The organism is Pseudomonas sp. ES1 (assembly GCF_050586605.1).
Classification (GTDB): domain Bacteria; phylum Pseudomonadota; class Gammaproteobacteria; order Pseudomonadales; family Pseudomonadaceae; genus Aquipseudomonas; species Aquipseudomonas sichuanensis.
Genome location: NZ_JBOBDM010000060.1, coordinates 1 through 15428, shown reverse-complemented (window position 1 = coordinate 15428; position 15428 = coordinate 1). Strand labels below are relative to the sequence as shown.

Annotated in this window: 16 protein-coding genes; 7 read left to right on the top strand and 9 right to left on the bottom strand. The window is 66.6% G+C overall.

Going from position 1 to position 15428, the window contains the following annotated elements:
• Positions 1 to 6 precede the first annotated feature (6 nt).
• From ACQ4N9_RS21750 to ACQ4N9_RS21740, 3 genes are read left to right on the top strand one after another with little or no spacing between them, the layout of a single operon-like run.
• Entirely contained in the window at positions 7 to 888 is an 882-nt protein-coding gene (locus tag ACQ4N9_RS21750) for a type II secretion system F family protein (RefSeq protein ID WP_390966095.1), read from the top strand.
• A 12-nt stretch (positions 889 to 900) separates the two neighbouring features.
• On the top strand, positions 901 to 1602 hold the full coding sequence (locus tag ACQ4N9_RS21745) for a tetratricopeptide repeat protein (protein ID WP_390966042.1): 702 nt from the start codon (positions 901 to 903) through the stop codon (positions 1600 to 1602).
• Between the two features lie 13 nt (positions 1603 to 1615).
• Positions 1616 to 1882, top strand: a complete 267-nt coding sequence (locus tag ACQ4N9_RS21740) for a DUF3613 domain-containing protein (protein WP_390966044.1) — start codon at positions 1616 to 1618, stop codon at positions 1880 to 1882.
• A 6-nt stretch (positions 1883 to 1888) separates the two neighbouring features.
• On the opposite strand, the gene ACQ4N9_RS21735 is transcribed toward ACQ4N9_RS21740, so the two are convergent.
• Together ACQ4N9_RS21735 and ACQ4N9_RS21730 are read right to left on the bottom strand one after the other, a co-directional pair.
• Positions 1889 to 2671 (bottom strand): response regulator, encoded by a 783-nt coding sequence (locus ACQ4N9_RS21735; protein ID WP_374045856.1) that lies wholly within the window; start codon positions 2669 to 2671, stop codon positions 1889 to 1891.
• 110 nt (positions 2672 to 2781) lie between these two features.
• Entirely contained in the window at positions 2782 to 3252 is a 471-nt protein-coding gene (locus ACQ4N9_RS21730) for an A24 family peptidase (protein WP_390966046.1), read from the bottom strand.
• 75 nt (positions 3253 to 3327) lie between these two features.
• Between ACQ4N9_RS21730 and ACQ4N9_RS21725 the strand changes: the two genes are divergently transcribed.
• Together ACQ4N9_RS21725 and ACQ4N9_RS21720 are read left to right on the top strand one after the other, a co-directional pair.
• Positions 3328 to 3771: a TadE/TadG family type IV pilus assembly protein gene (locus tag ACQ4N9_RS21725; protein ID WP_110992913.1), complete on the top strand. Its 444-nt coding sequence runs from the start codon at positions 3328 to 3330 to the stop codon at positions 3769 to 3771.
• Positions 3772 to 3797: 26 nt separating this feature from the next.
• Entirely contained in the window at positions 3798 to 6404 is a 2607-nt protein-coding gene (locus ACQ4N9_RS21720; protein ID WP_390966048.1) for a PAS domain-containing sensor histidine kinase, read from the top strand.
• Here the strand turns inward: ACQ4N9_RS21720 and ACQ4N9_RS21715 are convergent.
• From ACQ4N9_RS21715 to ACQ4N9_RS21685, 7 genes are all read right to left on the bottom strand, one after another.
• The gene (locus ACQ4N9_RS21715; RefSeq protein WP_390966050.1) at positions 6389 to 8305 is read right to left on the bottom strand and encodes a pilus assembly protein TadG-related protein; all 1917 of its coding nucleotides are present in this window, start codon (positions 8303 to 8305) and stop codon (positions 6389 to 6391) included. The genes ACQ4N9_RS21720 and ACQ4N9_RS21715 overlap by 16 nt on opposite strands.
• 215 nt (positions 8306 to 8520) lie before the next feature.
• Complete coding sequence (locus ACQ4N9_RS21710) at positions 8521 to 9081, bottom strand: DUF4136 domain-containing protein (RefSeq protein ID WP_125465670.1); 561 nt, start codon at positions 9079 to 9081, stop codon at positions 8521 to 8523.
• Between the two features lie 20 nt (positions 9082 to 9101).
• Entirely contained in the window at positions 9102 to 9737 is a 636-nt protein-coding gene (locus ACQ4N9_RS21705) for a DUF4136 domain-containing protein (RefSeq protein WP_390966052.1), read from the bottom strand.
• A 21-nt stretch (positions 9738 to 9758) separates the two neighbouring features.
• Entirely contained in the window at positions 9759 to 10508 is a 750-nt protein-coding gene (locus ACQ4N9_RS21700; protein WP_125465668.1) for a methyltransferase domain-containing protein, read from the bottom strand.
• Complete coding sequence (locus ACQ4N9_RS21695; RefSeq protein ID WP_125465667.1) at positions 10505 to 10810, bottom strand: MazG-like family protein; 306 nt, start codon at positions 10808 to 10810, stop codon at positions 10505 to 10507. Before ACQ4N9_RS21695 ends, ACQ4N9_RS21700 begins: the two co-directional genes overlap by 4 nt.
• 128 nt (positions 10811 to 10938) lie before the next feature.
• The gene (locus tag ACQ4N9_RS21690; protein ID WP_390966055.1) at positions 10939 to 11790 is read right to left on the bottom strand and encodes a MaoC family dehydratase; all 852 of its coding nucleotides are present in this window, start codon (positions 11788 to 11790) and stop codon (positions 10939 to 10941) included.
• Between the two features lies 1 nt (position 11791).
• Complete coding sequence (locus ACQ4N9_RS21685; protein ID WP_390966057.1) at positions 11792 to 13144, bottom strand: 3-oxoacyl-ACP reductase; 1353 nt, start codon at positions 13142 to 13144, stop codon at positions 11792 to 11794.
• A 114-nt stretch (positions 13145 to 13258) separates the two neighbouring features.
• Between ACQ4N9_RS21685 and ACQ4N9_RS21680 the strand changes: the two genes are divergently transcribed.
• Entirely contained in the window at positions 13259 to 14536 is a 1278-nt protein-coding gene (locus ACQ4N9_RS21680) for an acetyl-CoA C-acetyltransferase (protein ID WP_390966059.1), read from the top strand.
• 50 nt (positions 14537 to 14586) lie between these two features.
• Complete coding sequence (locus ACQ4N9_RS21675) at positions 14587 to 15375, top strand: AraC family transcriptional regulator (protein ID WP_390966061.1); 789 nt, start codon at positions 14587 to 14589, stop codon at positions 15373 to 15375.
• Positions 15376 to 15428: the final 53 nt, after the last annotated feature.

The following is a 15428-nucleotide window of genomic DNA, read 5'->3' as shown; positions in this document are numbered from 1 at the left end:
GCTGCCATGTTGTTCAGCGCCCTGTGCCTGCTGGCCGGCTTTGCCCTGCTGGCGCTGCAGGCCGCGCGGCAGCTGCGCGCCCGGCAGCGGGTGGCGCGGCGGCTGCAGGGGCGGCTGGCCCCTGACGAACGATTGGGCGACTGGCTGCAGTGGCTGGGCAGCAGCCCGCTGGGGCGACGCCTGCAGCGTCTCGACGGCGAGACCCAGGTGCTGCTGGATCGCCTGGGCTGGCGGCGCAGCCGGCAGCGGGCGTTGTTCGCCGCGCTGCAGCTCGGAGTGCCATTGCTGGCAGCAGGCCTGGTGCTGGTGATGGTGCATGGCTTGCCGGGGGAGCGCCGGGGCAACTGGATGGTGCTGGTGCTCTGTGCGCTGGGTGCCGGCTACCTGGTGCCCAAGCGCCTGCTCGCCGCGGCGGCGGCGCGACGCCAGCGCAAGATCGCCCAGGAAGTCAGCCTGATGATCCCCTTGCTGCGCATTCTGTTCGAGACCGGCCTTGCGGTGGAGCAGGCCTTGCGCGTGCTGGCCCTGGAGGGGCGCAGCCTGGTGCCGAACATCTGCGACGAATTGCAGCTGGTGTTGCAGCGGGTCGACTCGGGCCTGGCGCTGGGGCCGGAGCTGGAAAAGACCGCACGGCTGCTGGCGGTGGACGAGTTCATCGACACCTGCGTGATCCTCCAGCAGTTGCTGGTGCAAGGCAGCGGTTCGATGAAGTCGTTGCTGGCGCTCAAGGAACTGCTGGATGACCGGCGCCTGACCGGCCTGCAGGAGCGGGTGTCGAAGATGTCGGCAAAGATGTCGGCGGTGATGATGGTGTTCCTGTTCCCGGCCTTGCTTATCGTCCTGGCCGGGCCGGGCTTTTCCGCCTTGGCGCGGGCATTGGGATCCTGAGGGGGGAGAGGGATGAAAGCGATAGTGCTGATGACGGGCCTGTTGCTGCTGACCGGTTGTGCCGGGCAGCAGCCCGAAGGCCTGGCCCGCCTGCTTGGCGGCGGCAGCTGCGGCAAGCCCGCAGCCGACCAGCAACTGAGCCTGGACATGGCCGACCAGATGATTGGCGAAGGCCGCCCGCATGCGGGGTTGGCGCACCTGGAGCAACTGCCGGACACCCTTGACCAGGTGCGCCTGCGCAAGGCCAAGGTGCTGCGCCTGCTGGGGCGCAGCGAGGCCGAACCGCTGTATCGCAGCTTGCTGGGGGGCTGCCTGGCGGCAGAGGGCGAGCATGGCCTGGGGCAGATAGCCGCGGCGCGGGGCGACGACACACAGGCCCTGCGTAACCTGCAGCGCGCAGTGCGCCTGGCGCCGACCGATGAAAAAGTGCGCAACGACCTGGGCCTGGTGCAGATGAAACTGGGCAACGACGAGCAGGCGCGCTTCGAGTTCCTCACTGCCCTTGAGCTGAAGGACGACAACCCATTGCCGGCGGTCAACCTGGTGGCCCTGTCACTGCTGCAGGACAACTGGAACCAGGCCGAAGACCTGGTCAAGCGCCTGCGGCTCAAGCCTGAGCAGTTCGCCGAAGCCCAGGCCCGGGCCCAGCAGCTCAGGGCCGGCGGGCGCGGCCCACTCGCCGCCCGCAGCACGCCGACGGCGGCCATCAATTGAACGGGAGGTGAGCATGTTCAAATCCTGGATAGCCCTGGCCTGCCTGGCCACGCCACTGCTGGCACAGGCCGAGCAGCCGCTGCGCCAAGCGCGGGCAGAAACCGCCACCGAGGCGCTGTTGCAGGTGCAGGCGAGCAATCGGCAGGCCTCGCCGGTGCGCCAGCAGCAGACCGACAAGGAGCGCGACCAGTCCATGCAGCGCTGGCTGGACAGCTACAAGTACGAGATTCCGGACTTCTATCGCTGGACCAAGATCAGTTCGTCGAACAACGGCGGTTGATGGCCGTCAATGGGTGGTGAAGCGCTGGTGCAGCGGCGACGAGCCGGGCGCCAGCGCCAGTGCCAGCTGCGTGCGGTTGTGCATGTGGGTCAGGCGCAGTACCTGTGACACATAGAGCTTGACGGTGTTCTCGGTGATGCCCAGCTCGCAGGCGATCTGGTAATTGGTCTTGCCCTTGCTCACCAGCTTTGCCACTTCCATCTGGCGCGGGGACAGCTTCTCGAATGCCGATGGCAGTTCCGGCTCGGCCTCCTCGATGTCCGTGGCGCGGCGATGCACGCCCTGGCCTCGGGCTTTTTCCAGGTCCTGGTAGAGCTCGTCGATGGAGTCGGCCAGGCCCTGTAAGCGCTGGTTGAGGCTGCCCAGTTCGCGAAAGTTGCGCTGACGCTCCAGCAAGGCGAGTTCCTGGCGCCGCACGCCTTCGAGCAGCTCGGTGAGGTCCATGGGTTTCTGGTAGTAGTCGGCGAAGCCTTCGCGCAGGGCGCGGATCACATCCTGCTTGTCGGCGCGGCCGGTCAGCATGATTGCCTCGAACATCCGTTGGCTGCCGGCGATCTGCTTCAGCGCGCGGACCAGCTCAATGCCATCGCGCTCGGGCATATGCAGGTCGCAGAGCACCAGGCCGATGGCTTCGTCGGCGATGTATTGCTCGATGGCCTGGTCCGTGGAATGGGCCGGGATGCAGCGATAGCCTTCACTTTCCAGCCAGTCGCACAACTCTTCGACAATCATCGGCTGGTCGTCGACAACCAGCACTTTCACTTCACTGACGGACTTGTTCACGATCAACTCCCTGTCGTATCGGTCTTGCTGCCGGGCCGCGGGCACCGGCAACAAAAAAGTAGTCGCACTTTGCAATCAAGTACGTGGACTGTACACCTTAGCCGAGCGTTCAGTCTTCATTGGATCCAAACCGCCGTCAGGAGAAACCCGGCCAGTACATAAGGCGCAAAGGGCTGCTTGTCGCCGACTTCTTCAGCGAGTTTCTGCAGGCGTTTTTTCAGTTTGGGATTGAGCAAGGTCCACAGCCGACGCCGGCCCAGCAGCCAGGCCAGCACGGTGATACCGGCGCCGATGAAGGTACCCAGCACATATTGCGGGCTGGTGGCCAGGGCCAGGGCGGCCATCAGCTTGACGTCGCCGGCCCCGAAACGGCCGAGCATGTAGCCGGGCAATGTCAGCAGCATGACGATGGCCAGGGCCCAGCCGGCCTCGCTGGCATCGGCGCCGATCCAGGTGTGGCCGGTGGCGAACAGCCAGGCCAGGGCACAGGTCGCGACACCCAGGGTGAGGGCGTTGGAAATCTGCCGTTCACGGACATCTTGTTCGGTGCACAAGGCAAGCCACATCAGGAGAACAATGCTTTGCATTGGCAAATTGCCATCCCTATTCGTTGAACGGTTCTATGCTGTCAGACAGGTCTCACAGTCAGGGTAGACGCGATCATGCAAGCAAGCCCGGCGGGACGGCAAAAAGGCGCGGCAGCCATCGAGTTTGTCGCGGTTTTCATGATTTTTTTCGCGGTGTTCTATGGGCTGGTCAGTTATGCCCTGCCGATGCTGATGCTGCAGTCGTTCAACCAGGCCAGCAGCGAGGCGGTGCGTCGCTGCGTGGCCGTCGACCCGGCAAGCGCCACCTATGCCCTGGACGTGCAAGGGGTGGCGCACCAGGTAATAAGCCGGCAACTGGCCTGGATGCCCGACGCCCTCGGCTTCAACGTGGCGGGCGACACCCGGGTTGTGGTGGGGGCGGACAAGCTGCTGACGGTCACCATCGACTACCCCCGTGATCGGCTGGAGCGGGTATTGCCAGTGCTGGTGCTGCCGCTGATCGGCGAGGTGCCCAAGCTGCCTGCGCGCCTGCAGGCCCAGGCGAGCCTGCAACTGTGACGGGCGGCCTGTTCGACCGTTGGCGCATGCCGCCGTCCCCTGCACCCGAGCTGCCCAACGTGCCGGCGGTGGGCCTGCAACTGTGGCTCGACGATCAGGCTCGGGTGCTGCGCCTGGCTGGCCCGCTGCGGACCTTGCTGGCCTTGCCCGGGCGGTCCGCCGCACGGGTGCACGACTACCTGCAACGCCACAGCTGGCTGGTGCTCGAAGGCGAACCCGGCGATTGGCAGGGGCAGCCGCTGGATCTGGACTTCCACACCGTCATGGGCCAGGCGCTGCATACCCGTGGCTGGTTGCAGCGCCACGGCGAGGCTTGGCTGCTGCAGCTGTTCGATATTGGCGACCTGCTGCGCGAGCAGCGCTGGGACCGCCAGCGGCCACTGCTGGTGGAGATTGGCCATGCGCTGCGTGAATGCGGCGCCGAGCGCTTGCTGCAGACCACCCGCGAGCAGTTGCAGGCGCTGGCTGAACACTGGCAGGCCTCCTCGCTGCGGCTGATGCTGCGTGAACCGGGCGGCTGGCGCCACTACGCCAGCAACGAGGACCAGTGGCCCTGGCCGGACGATGGTCGGCTGCAGCCCTGGCTGCGGCAACTGCCTGCGCAGACCTTGATCGAGGTCGCCGATGACCCCGAGCTGCTGGCGCGCTGCGGGGGGCTTTCGCTGTTCCTGGTGCCCTACCGCCAAGGGCGGGATGCCGAGGCCTGGCTGCTGTGCGCCGGGGCCACGCAGACGCCCCCGGCCGACATGGCGCTGGCGTTGGCGCGGACCTTGGTCGAGCCGCTGCTGGCGCGCCATCGACACCAGCAGTTGCAGCACCAGGCCAGCCACCTCGACGACCTCCAGCAGCAACTGGGGGCGGGTTGGTGGGAGTGGCCGCTGGACGGCCAGTTGCAACTCGACCCGGCGCTGGCCACGACGCTGGCGTTGCCGTGCCAGGTCGGTGAAGGGCACTGGTTGGCGCGCCTGCACCCGGCCGACCGTGAGCCCGCGCAATTGGCGTTGCAGCAGGCGCGTGAGGGGCTGGCGCTGAACCTCAGCCTGCGCCTGGGCGAGGCCGAAGGCATGGGGGCGCAGCGCTGGTTCCAATGGGTCGGCCAGTTGCAGGGGCAGCAGTTGCGCGGTTTTCTGCTCGACATCAGCGCGCTCAAGACCCAGGAACATCAGGCCGGCACTGCCCGTGCCCGGCTGGAGAACCTGATCGCCAGTTCGCCGGCGGTGATCTACGTGCAGCGCTACGCCGACGGCGCGCTGCAAAGCGAGTTCTTCAGCGCCAGCCTGGCGCCGTTGCTGGGCTGGCCGGCCGACGGCGAACTGGCGCGCCAGCCGGGCCTGGCGGTGCACCCGGATGACCGGCCGCTGTGGCTGGCGCGCACCCGCGACCTGTTGCGCGACGGCCAGGTGCGCTGCCGTTATCGCCTGCGCGATCAGCTTGGCGGCTACCACTGGATGCACGATGAGGCGCGCCTGCTGCGCGACGACCTCGGTCAGCCGCGGGAGGTGGTCGGGCTGTGGCTGGATGTCAGTGAAGCGACCGAGGCCGCTGAGCGCACGCGCCAGAGTGAGGAGCGCTATCGCGTGCTGGTGGAGGACTCGCCAGCGATGATCTGCCGCTACCGCCCGGACCTGAGCCTGGTGTTCGGCAACCGGCCCCTGGCCGACTACCTGCACTGCACGCCGGAGCAACTGGTGGGCGCGAACCTGGGCCAGTGGCTGTCCGCCAGCCAGCGTGAAGACTTCCTCCAGCGTTTGCAGGCGCTGACCCCGGAGCAACCGATGAGCAGCGCGGAAATTTGCCTGCAACTGCCTGGCCGTGAACAGGCCTGGTGGGTGTGGGCCGATCGCGGGCTGTTCGATGCCCAGGGCCGCCTGCTGGAGATCCAGGCTGTCGGCCGTGACAACACGGCGGTGCGGCGCAGCCAGCAGCAATTGTTGCAGGGGGCGAAAATGGCCACGCTGGGCGAGCTGGCCACCGGGCTGGTGCACGAGATCAACCAGCCGCTCAACGTGATGCGCATGGCCCTGGTCAACGCGCTGCAACGCCTGGAAAACGGCACTGCCGAGCCTGCGTACATGGAACAGAAGCTGCGCCGGATCGAGGCCCAGATCGAGCGCGCCGCGCGGCTGGTCGAGCACATGCGTGTGTATGGCCGGCGTTCGGCGCCCGAGCGTGAGTGCTTCAGCGCCTGGGGCGCGGTAGAAGGGGCCCGCGCCTTGCTCGAGGAGGGGCTGCGCGGCAAGGGCGTGAACCTGTGCATCGAGGCGCCCGCCGAACAACCGCAGGTGTTCGGCCATCAGGACCAGCTGGAACAGGTGTTGATCAACCTGATGGTCAACGCCCGTGACGCTTTGCTCGAGCAGCGCCGCGCGCAGCCGTGGATCCGTGTGCGCCAGACCTTGCTGGGCTCGCGCCTGTGCCTGCTGGTGGAAGACAACGGCGGTGGCATCGACCCGCATCTGCTCGAACGTATCTTCGAACCCTTCTTCACCACCAAGCCGGCCGGGGTCGGCACTGGCCTTGGGCTGTCGGTCAGCCATGGGATCGTCAGCCATATGGGCGGTAGCCTGTCGGTGGCCAACAGCGACGAGGGTGCGTGTTTCCGGGTTGAACTGCCGCTTCACAGCAGCAGTTGAGCGTGCCCGCTGCTGCAACTTAGGTTGGCGCCGACCTGGGCGTTGGCCAGGTCGATGCCCAGGGTCTTGAGCAGCACGTTGAGCAAGGGATCGATCAGTGGGCTGAGCAGGCCCCTGATTAGCGGCTCCAGGATCCCTTTCACGGTAGTGAGCGTGCCGGCCACCAGGGTCATCAGGTCACCGAACACATTACTGACGCCAGGCTTGTAGGCTTCTATCTCTACGCCCGCAAACGTGGTTGTCAGGCTGCTGACCACATTCTGGTTGCTCATGCGCAAGTAGGCCGGCAGCTGGTTGATATCCGGTGGTGCAGAAGCGCCTTCGAACAGTAACGGGGTGACCGTTGCCTGCAGGATCGGCGCGTTGGCCTTGAGCCCAAGGCCGCCCCCGGCGAAAGCTGCGCGGGTACAGGCGGCGCCCAATGGGCCGCAGGTCTTGATGCCGATATCGACCAGGGGCAATGGGGTGAGCGCTGAACTCCCATTCAGGAACAATGTGTTCGCATCCTTGTACCTGCCGATGGTCACGACGGCGGCTGCGCTGCGGGTGGTGGCGGTAAGGCGTTTGTCGGCTTGGCAGCGGTAGTCGCTCACTCGGCTTTCTGCCTTGGCCACTTCGATGCCGATGTGCAGTGATGCTTTGTCCGGCACGACTTTCACGTCGACGTACTTGCACTGGCTGAGCCCCAACGCACAGGTCAGCGACTGGACCACACCCACCAGATTCAAGTGCAGCAGGTCGTTGAGCACCGAGGTCAGCGGGGCGGCCAGGCTGGTCACAGCATTGACCAAGCCAAGCACGCCATCGAGCAGTGGCAGGTCGAGCGATACCAGTGCCTGCACCTGCGCGGTATGCACTTCGATCACGTCGGTGGCGGGGTTGCCCACTGCCGAGACCTGTTCGGGCTGGATCACTTTCATCTGGACCCGGCCATTGACCAGCCCCAGTACGCTGATAGGCAGGTCGACGTTGGCGGCATTCTTGCTCACGGCCAACTGGATCACCCCTTGGACCAGTTGCAACAGCTGGATACTGCTGTCCAGGCCGGCCTGCGCCGTGCCGTTCTGGATGTTCAGGATGTCGCCCAGATGCAGCTTGCCGCCGGGGGTTCCGACTGCAACGTTGCCAAGGTTGGTGGCGACACCGAGTGTCGAACTGCTCTGCTGCAGGACTTTGACGGCGGCATTGAGCAACTCGGTGACCGTGGCATCGGTGTTGAGCAGTTTGTCGTAATCACCGGCCTTGAGCTTCAACTCGACTGCCAGTTGATCGAGGTACTTGAGCAGGTTGATCTGGGTATCGGCAATGCCCTGCCAGCCGGCCAGGTTGAGCTGGACATTGCCGCCCAGGCTGGTGAGCAGGGCATTGAGCAAGGTTGAGTGGCGCGAGTCGAGGGTTGCCAGGGTGCTGCGAATTCGCAGCATCGCCTGTGGCGGCGCGGGCTTGGCCGCCACCGCGCTGGCATGCAGCGTGGTGGTGCGCGAGAAGTTGCCATCGATCAGGCTGAACAGGCCGCCGGCGGCACTGGTGGTCACCTGCTCGCGGACCTCGACCTTGATCGCTTCAGGGCGGCTGTTATCGGCGTTGAACACCCGCAGGTTGTCAGTGCCGGTGCGCAGGTAGCCACAGCTGGCGATCAATGGGTTGTTGACGGAATGGCCGTTGCGGGTGGCAGCGTTGCGGGCCAGGACCGAGGCCTGGACGCCGGCGCCGCTGCAGACGCCGCCATGCTCGGCGGCCTCCAGCGCGGCCATGTCGGCGATGCGCTGCAGCTTGCGTTGTTCCAGGTACAGGCGTCCGCTGTCGACGGTGAGCAGCATGAACAGCAGGGCCAGGCCAAGGGTCAGTGCGGCCATCAGGCCGATCGCGCCGCGTTGGCGTATTGCGGGATGGGCAACCACAGGCACTCCTTTGCCGGCCAGTGGCCTGGCAGCACGGCGGCGGTGCAGGGAGTGTAGTCAAGGTGGTGGCATGTTGCCTTGATTGGGGTATAGGTCGTGGACTGTCTGTACCGGCCTATCGCCGGCAAGCCGGCTCCCACAGGTACAGCGCCGCTCTGCAGACATGCGCCACACCTGTGGGAGCCGACTTGCCGGCGATGGGGACAACCACTCAATCAATGGGGTGGGTAGTTGCTCAATACCTGGGTCACGGTTTTCTGGATCGCTGTGTTGCGTTCCTGTGGGCTGGGCGGGTAGTTGTTCATGATCTGCTCGGCGCTGCCGCGCCACACCAGCTTGCCGTCGCGGCCATCGAACATGTCCACCTGGATGGTCGCCACCTTGTAGTCGACGCTGCGGGTCTCGTTGTACATCGGGCCGCCCCAGTAGCCCCCCCAATAGCCGCCCCAGGCGCCACCGTAGTTGGTGGTGACCTGCTGCTGGCGGTCCTCGACGATCAGATAGGCGCGCACTTTCACATCAGGTTTGGCGTTGCCCTGTACCGGGCGCAGGCCGCGCTGGTCGAGCTGGCCGGCGACGGCCTGGCGGATGCGCTGTTCGGTGAGGTCGCTCTTGATCCGCGGGTCATCCGGCCGGTATTGCAGGCCGGGCTCCTGCCAGGCCCAGCTGCGGTAGGCGGCGAAATCGCGGCTGGCATCGAAATCCTGCTGGACGTTGTTGCTCGCACAGGCACCGAGCAGCAGCGCGAAGGACAGTACAACGAGACGTCGCAACATGATGGTTCTCCGTTAAAAAGTTAACTGGGAGGATAGCCGCTCAGTGCCTTGCTCACCGATTCGCGCAGGGCGCTCTCGCGCTCGCGCGGCGAGTCCTTGTCGCTGCCGCTTTCGGCGCTGGCGCTCCACACCGGCTGGCCGTTGCGCGCGTCGAACAGGTCGATGCGCACCACCATGACCTCGACCTGGTAGGTGCGCACGATCGGCACGCTGCCATAGGCACCGTAGCCGTTGCGGTAGCCGCCGTAGCCGACGCTGCCGTACGGGTAGGGCCCGTAGTAGGGGTCGTAGCTGTCGTAGTCGCGCACCTGGCGCAGGCGCCGTTCCAGGCGGATGTCGGCGCTGACCAGCAAGTCTGGCGCGCCACCCCGGGCCGGGCGCAGGCCTTGTTGATCGAGGGCGCTGCTCACCGCGTCGGCCAGTTGCCCCGGTTCGCCGTTGGCCAGGCCGATGGGCTGCTGGTTGTCGCGCCAGCTCCAGCTGCGGTAGCGGCCATAGTCGCGCGGTGGCGTCGGGTAGGCGCTGGCATCGAAGGTGCTGGCGGCCTGGGGCGGGGCCGGCGGGATGGGGTTGCCACTGGCCACGTAGGGGTTGCTGCTTTGGCAGGCGGCCAGGGCGAACGGCAAGAGGGCCAGGCAGAGCAAGCGGTACGGCATGGTTCCTCCTGGCCGTTGGGGTCAATGCGGGCGGCAGATCCAGTGCAGGTAGCGGCCGAGCCCGGCAAAACTCGGGTGACGGCGGTGCGCCAGTTCCATTTCCAGCAGGTCGAGCAGCTCGGCCTTGTCCTGGAATTCCTTGGGCATGTAGTCGTGGAACACGCGCACGCCACTTTCGCTTTCAACCTGCCACAGAGGTTCAAGTTGCGCCCGCAATTGGCGCGGATCAAGTGGTTTTTGCGGGGTCAGGCTCTGCTTTTCACCGGCCAGGCGGTTGCTGCGCAACTTGCGGAAGTGGCCCTTGAGCAGGTTGCGGTAGACCAGCGCGTCACGGTTGTAGAACGCCAGCGACAGCCAGCCGCCGGGGGCGGTCAGCTGGTGCAGTACCGGCAGGATGCTTTCCGGTTCAGCCAGCCATTCCAGCACCGCGTGGCACAGCACCAGGTCGTAGGGCTCGGTCAACTGGCCGAGCAGGTCCTGCCACGGCGCCTGGATGAACGTGGCCTGCACGCCGGCTTCGGCGAAGCGGGTACGGGCGCCTTCGAGCATAGGCTCGGCGGGCTCGGCCAGGGTCAGCTGGTGGCCGCGCTGGGCCAGCCACAGGGCCATGTGGCCCAGGCCAGCGCCGATGTCGAGGATGCGCAGCGGGCGGTCGGGCAGGGCGTCGGCGAGGTCGGCCTGGAGCACCGCCAGGCGGATCGCACCCTTGGCGCCACCGTAGATCTTCTCGGCGAAGCGGGTGGCCAGTTCATCGAAGTGACGGTCGTTCATTTGCCGAAGCGCCTCTCGCTGTCGGCCAGCTTGGCCCGTACCACGTCGTTCATGTCCAGGCCCAGCTCGCTGCACAGCAGCAACAGGTAGAGGACGATGTCGCCGACCTCCTGGCCAGCATGGGCCAGTTGCTCCGGGGGCAACTGGCGTGACTGGTCTTCACTCAACCATTGGAAGATTTCCACCAGCTCGGCCATTTCCACGCTGGCGGCCATGGCCAGGTTCTTCGGGCTGTGGAAGCCGCGCCAGTCGTTGGTGTCGCGGATCCGGTGCAGGCGTTCGGTCAGTTCTTGCAGGTTCATCGGGGTTCTCCTCGTGGCGCATAGCTTCCGGCGAGGTCGAGGGTAAAGCAAGTGACATCAGCGCAGGCCTCATCGCGGGGCAAGTCGAATCGGCGCACCGCCGCTCCCACGCTTGCCCCGCGCGATGATCAGCATGAGCGCCAGCGACCTACCATGTGCAGCAATCCGCCATGCCCATCCAAGCGCAGCTCACCGGTTGGCGCCGCCGCACTGGCGCTGAGTATCACTTCCGAAGGCAAGCGCACCGGCTTGTGGAAATCCACTTCGAAGCCATAACCGGCCTTCGGTAGATGGCCCTGCAGCGCCGCCAGCGCCATGGCTTTGCTCCACATGCCGTGGGCAATGGCCCTGGGGAAACCGAACAGGCGTGCGCTGGCCGCGCTCAGGTGGATCGGGTTGTAGTCACCGCACACCCGGGCGTAGCGCCGGCCGATATCGCTGTCGGCGTACCAGCGGGTGGCTTCGGGCAGCTCCGCGGGTTCGCTTTCGCTGGTTGGCTGCGCGCTGGCGTCGAGTTTCAGCCCGCGCACCAGCATGCGGCTGGTCTCGCGCCAGAGCAGGCCCAGGCCATCCTCGGCCTCGGTGATCAGGTCGAACGTGCCGCCTTTTTCGTGCGCCTGCAGGTTCTGTGCATGCACGGCGAACCGCAGCCCGTCGATGCCGCCGAGCGGGCGCAGCACTTCGATGCTGTTATGCAGATGCACCATGCCCAGCAGCGGGAAGGGGAAGGCGTTGGCGGTCAGCAGTTGCAACTGCAGGGTGAACGCCATGATGTGCGGGTAGGTGCCCGGCAGGCGGCCATCGTCGGGGAAGTGACAGAGCCGGCGGTAGGCCGCCAGGTGGTTCGGGTCGACCCGCAGGAAGCAGCGCAAGCCTTGCTCGGGGAGCTGCGTGGCGCTGATCTTGCGTTTGCGCAGGGCGCGCAGGTACAGGTTGGCCCGCGCGTCGGGGCTGTGCAGGTCGTGCCAGGTCAAGGTCATGTCAGGCTCCTATCAGTGCCTGCCCGCAAACGCGCAGGACCTGGCCGTTGACCGCCCCCGAACCCGGCTGGCTGAGCCAGGCGATGGCTTCGGCGACATCCTGCGGCAGCCCGCCCTGGCCCAGCGAGCTCAGGCGCCGCCCGGCCTCGCGCAGGCCCATGGGCATGGCGGCTGTCATGTGGGTTTCGATGAAACCGGGGGCCACTGCGTTGATGCTGGCGCCGAGTTTGGCCAGTGTCGGTGCCCAGGCCTGGGCAAAGCCGATCAGCCCGGCCTTGCTCGCCGCGTAGTTGGCCTGGCCACGGTTGCCGGCGATGCCGCTGACCGAGGCGAGCAGGGTGATGCGTGCGCCATCGTGCAGCTTGCCAGCCTCGAACAGCGCCTGGGTGAGCACTTGCGGCGCCTTGAGGTTGACCGCCAGCACCGCGTCCCAGTATTCCGGGGTCATGTTGGCGAGGGTCTTGTCGCGGGTGATGCCGGCGTTGTGCACGAGGATATCGAGGCCATCGGGCAGCGCCTCGACCAGTTGCGTGGCGGCGTCGGCGGCGCAGATGTCCAGGGCCAGGGCGCGGCCACCCAGGCGCTCGGCGAGGGCGTCGAGGTCTTTTTGCGCCTGGGGCACGTCGAGCAGTGTCACCTCGGCGCCATCACGGGCCAGGGTTTCGGCGATGGCCGCGCCGATACCACGGGCGGCGCCGGTGACCAGGGCCCGGCGCCCGGCGAGCGGGCGGGTCCAGTCAGCAACCTGGGCGTTGCAGGCGCCCAGGTGCAGTACCTGGCCGCTGATGAAGGCGCTCTTGGGCGAAAGGAAGAAGCGCAGCGCACCCTCCAGCTGGTCCTCGGCATCGGCGCTGACATACAGCAGGTTGGCGGTGGCGCCGTTGCGCAGCTCCTTGCCCAGCGAACGGCTGAAGCCTTCCAGGGCGCGTTGGGCAACGCCGGCCTGCGGGTCGTCGGTGGCCTGCGGGGGGCGGCCGAGGATCACCACGTGGGCGCAAGGCGCCAGGCTGCGCAGCAGCGGTTGGAAGAATTCGCGCAATTGCTTGAGCTGGTCGCTATCGGCCAGCGCGCTGGCATCGAACACCAGCGCCTTGGGTTTTGGCCCAAGGCCGGCGACCCAGGCCGGCGATTGCAGGCTGTCGTCATTGAAGCTGTAGCATTCGGCTGTCAGGCGCGGGGCAATGCTCTCCACCTGCCTGGCCAGTGGCCCGCCGCCCAGCACCAGGGCACCTTCCACCGGGCGCAGGCGGCCTGGCTGCCAGCGTTCCAGCGGGGCCGGGCGTGGCAGGCCGAGGGCATCGACCAGGCGCCGGCCGAGGTTGGAGTTGGCAAAGCCGAGATAGCGATCACTCATGTACGGATCTCCCTGAAGGCAAGCATGCAAGTGTGGACCATGTTTGTGGCAGGGGCGTTCTACCAGGCGAAAAGAACTACGCTTACGGATCAATTTGCTTCTGGAGTTACAGGCATGCGTTCAACTCGCCGGGTCGCGATCCTGGGTGGTAACCGGATTCCCTTCGCACGCTCCAATGGCGCCTACGCCCGGGCCAGCAACCAGGCGATGCTGACGGCGGCGCTGGAGGGCCTCATCGAGCGTTATCGCCTGCACGGCCTGTGCCTTGGTGAAGTGGCGGCCGGGGCGGTGCTCAAGCATTCCCACGACATGAACCTGACCCGCGAATGTGTGCTCGGCTCGCGCCTGTCGCCATGCACCCCGGCCTACGATATCCAGCAGGCCTGCGGCACGGGGCTGGAGGCCGCGCTACTGGTCGCCAACAAAATTGCCCTGGGGCAGATCGACAGTGGCATTACCGGCGGCGTCGACACCACCTCCGATGCACCGATCGCGGTCAATGAGGGCCTGCGCCAGATCCTCCTGCAGGCCCACCGTGGCCGGACGCTGGGCGAACGTCTCAAGCCCTTCCTCAAGTTGCGCCCAAGGCACTTGAAACCCGCACTGCCGCGCAACGGTGAACCGCGTACCGGGCTGTCGATGGGCGAGCATTGCGAACGCATGGCGCAGCTTTGGCACATCGAGCGGGCGGCGCAGGATGAACTGGCGCTGCAGAGCCACCAGAAACTGGCCGCCGCCTACGCCGAAGGCTGGCACGAGGACCTGCTGACGCCTTACCTGGGCCTGACCCGCGACAACAACTTGCGCCCCGACCTCACTCTGGAACAGTTGGCCAGGCTTGAGCCTGTGTTCGATCGCAGCGGCCAGGGCAGCCTGACGCCAGGCAATTCCACGCCGTTGACCGATGGCGCCTCGTTGGTGCTGCTGGGCAGTGATGACTGGGCCCAGGCCCATGGCCTGGAAGTGCTGGCGTATCTGGTCGATGGCGAGAACGCCGCCGTCGATTTCGTCCACGGCCAGGAGGGTCTGCTGATGGCGCCGGTGTATGCGGTGCCACGGCTGCTGGCGCGCAACGGCCTGCGCCTGCAGGACTTCGATTTCTACGAGATCCATGAAGCCTTCGCCGCGCAGGTGCTGTGCACGCTCAAGGCCTGGGAAGACCCCGACTACTGCCGCACGCGCCTGGGGCTGGACGCACCGTTGGGGGCCATCGACCGCAGCAAGCTCAATGTAAAGGGCAGCTCGCTGGCCGCCGGGCATCCGTTTGCGGCGACCGGCGGGCGCATCCTGGCCAACATGGCCAAGCTGTTGGCCGGGCGCGGCAAGGGGCGTGGGCTGATTTCGATCTGCGCGGCGGGCGGGCAGGGGGTGACGGCCATCGTCGAGCGCTAAGCCGGCGCGGGGCTGTTAGTCTTGTCCGATCAGAAACAACAGGCTCAGCCATGTCGACCGTCGGACAGACCCCCGCCCCGCGCCCCATCCCCGCCCTGGACCATCTGCCCAGGCCACTCTACGCCCGTGCCGAAAGCCTAGGTGCAGGCTCCTGGACCACGCGCCACCAGCATGACTGGGTGCAGTTCTCCTACGCCATCAGCGGCGTGCTTGGGGTCTATACCCGTGACGGCAGCTACTTCGCCCCGCCGCAGTGGGGGGTGTGGATACCGGCGGGGGCCGAGCACGAGGTGGTGACTTCGATGCAGGCCGAGATGCGCAGCCTGTACGTGCGCCGCGATGCCTGCCCCTGGGCCACGCAGGAGTGCCGGGTGCTGGAGGTGACGCCGCTGGCGCGGGAGCTGATCAAGCAGTTCTGCACCTTTGCCGTGGACTACCCCGAAGGGGACAGTGTCGAGGCACGCTTGGTGGCGGTGCTGCTCGACCAGTTGCGCCACTTGCCGCAAGTCGCGTTCTCCCTGCCGTTGCCCCGCCATCCCGGCCTGCTGGCGCTGTGCAACGGGCTGATCGCCGCGCCCGACCAGCCGCAGACCTTGCAGCAATGGGCGGTGCAGTTGGGGGTGTCGGAGAAGACTTTGATGCGCCTGTTCCAGCGTGAGACGGGGTTGAGCTTTCGCAACTGGCGCCAGCGCATGCGCCTTTTGTCATCGCTGGCGCTGCTGGAGGCGGGGGAGAGTGTGACGGACGCGGCCTTGGGCTGTGGCTATGACTCCACGTCGGCCTTCATTGCGGCGTTCAAGCAGTTGTTCGGGGCGACGCCGGGGGAGTTGAGGTTGTAAGACCCCTGCCGGCCTTGTGTCGCATTCGAGGGCCTATCGGCGGGAAGGCGGGT